The 2,089-nt window shown below is 27.4% G+C and carries 4 protein-coding genes; 2 read left to right on the top strand and 2 right to left on the bottom strand.

Annotated features, from left to right (window positions below; genetic code table 11):
- Nucleotides 1–246: 246 nt before the first annotated feature.
- The gene (locus CLTEP_RS13825; protein WP_066827646.1) at nt 247–771 is read right to left on the bottom strand and encodes a hypothetical protein; all 525 of its coding nucleotides are present in this window, start codon (nt 769–771) and stop codon (nt 247–249) included.
- A gap of 209 nt (nt 772–980) precedes the next feature.
- On the opposite strand from CLTEP_RS13825, the gene CLTEP_RS14565 reads away from it, so the two are divergent.
- Both CLTEP_RS14565 and CLTEP_RS13830 read left to right on the top strand, forming a co-directional pair.
- A complete protein-coding gene (locus CLTEP_RS14565) occupies nt 981–1,073 on the top strand; it encodes a BhlA/UviB family holin-like peptide (RefSeq protein WP_278319563.1) in 93 nt (30 codons plus the stop codon).
- Between the two features lie 123 nt (nt 1,074–1,196).
- Nucleotides 1,197–1,778: a peptidoglycan recognition protein family protein gene (locus CLTEP_RS13830; RefSeq protein ID WP_066827648.1), complete on the top strand. Its 582-nt coding sequence runs from the start codon at nt 1,197–1,199 to the stop codon at nt 1,776–1,778.
- Between the two features lie 55 nt (nt 1,779–1,833).
- On the opposite strand, the gene CLTEP_RS15000 is transcribed toward CLTEP_RS13830, so the two are convergent.
- The coding region (locus CLTEP_RS15000; protein WP_161938390.1) for a hypothetical protein at nt 1,834–2,089 on the bottom strand (256 nt) is incomplete at its 5' end.

A 2,089-nucleotide genomic window follows, 5' to 3' on the forward strand; every position in this document is an offset into this window, starting at 1 on the left:
TAAATTCTGTTCCTTTGTACTTACCCTTGCATAGCCATAAATTCTCATAATTGCTTCCCCTCTCTTTATGTCCAAAATTATAATACAAATGTATCATAATATCAAGTGTATTTTTGATACGTTTCATAATATTTTTTATAAGTATTCGATACGCTACAAAGCATTGAAATACGGTAAACGACAAACTGTTTCAAAAAGTATACATTTTGAGAAACAATAAAAAAAGAGCTTGAAAAAGCTCTTTTTTTATTGTTCTGCTATTTTAACTAATTTCCATTCTCCATTCTCAAGACAATACTCAAATTCTTCTCCTGAAAGTGGAGAAGCTATTCCATTTTCTATTCCCATTATAGAATATCCAATATGAAATAAATTATTTTCTTCTTCCCAATGCCAATATGTGTTCAATCTATTCTCCTTAATAACCGAAGAAAATGAATACTCATAGTTTTCAAAGATTATTTTGTCATTCAAACAAGTAGTTTCTTTAGATAAATGCTTTTTCAAAGTTTCAATATCTTTGTTTTCCATAGCATGTATAATTTCAAAACTCTTTTTATTTAATAAATGTCTTATCTCAAGTTCCTTGATATGCTTTTTGTTTGCAGTATCTAAATCATTTTTTAATGATTTGTTTTCCTGTTCTAATGCACTAATTTTAACAGATAAATCATTATCTTTATTTGTTGAATTAACAGCTCCATTAGAGCAACCACTCAACATACCAACAATCAAAACTCCTATACACATTAATGATAATTTTTTTTTCATATATATCCATTCCTTTCGCTTTCTTCAATACACGGTGATATTATACCATAAAATAACTAAAATGATAACATATTCATCAAATTTATATTGTATAAGAATAAAGTGTAAATTCAACATGACCTTCAAAATAGAATACCTCTATTTTCACATATAGTCTCATGTATGACGTTTAAAATTAAAAATAGACCTAAACATACCTTGAAATAATCATAGCAAAACTTACAGATAAACTGGATATTGTTGAAGATGTAAAGAAAGACGTTGAAGATATTAAAAATTACGTTTTTAATAAAAAAAATTAAATTTTTTTTCAAATATAGGTTTCCATTTTTGCACCTAATTTAGACTTTATATAGTGTAAGACAAAAACAACAGTCGACTGAAAAATGTCTTGCAAAAATTTAAATGAAAAGGAGATTGATATTATGAGAATGAAGTATCCAGGAAAACCAACAATGCTCTCAAGAACGGATTGGGATACAAAAGAGGAAAATAAAGGAAATCTTGATAAAGGAAATACCCCTGAATATATAATTGTCCATCATACAGGAGATACAAATGATGAGCTTGCTAAAAAATATGGAACTGATGACAAAGGTTTTTTTAAAAGAGAACAAGAAATTCAAATGGAAGCAGGTTATGGAGATATTGCCTATAATTTTGGGATTGGTATTGGAGCAAACATTCTTGAAGGAAGAAACCCTACATATAGAGGAGGACATATAAAAACACAAGATGGAATAAGCAATGGTAACACTCTTGGCGTAGTAGTCTTAGGTAACTATGAAATAAGAGATTTTAAATCAAGTCAAAAAACAGCTTTAATAAATTTGTTAGCATATTTGTGTTATGAATATAACATCCATCCCTCAAAAATCAAAGGCCATAGAGATGTTAATACAGGCACATATGCTACTGTTTGTCCTGGTAAAAATATTTATCGTGAACTTTCTTCAATAAGAGATGAAGTTTGTTATAAATTATGGCCTGATTTTAAACCTTACTAAAAAGAAAGACTATTGTATTAGCATAAAAAGATTGCTAATGCAATAGTTCTTTCTTTTAATTTAATAATTTAAAATAGATATCTCGGTTATCATCATCAATATATTTTGCATAAACAACTCCATCTTTTGTTATCCCCACAAAGTAATTTTTTGTAACTAATTTACTTTTTTTATTTTTAAATAGAAATATTTTGCCTGAACCTTCTTGACGTAATTCATATATTAGGATATTAGGTGAATTATAAAACTTTACTTCAGCTAAATCTATGCCGAATGGTTTAGAACTAAAATTGGTATCCTTTATTTCTTTT

The sequence above is a fragment of the Clostridium tepidiprofundi DSM 19306 genome (assembly GCF_001594005.1).
Classification (GTDB): Bacteria; Bacillota; Clostridia; order Clostridiales; family Clostridiaceae; genus Clostridium_AC; species Clostridium_AC tepidiprofundi.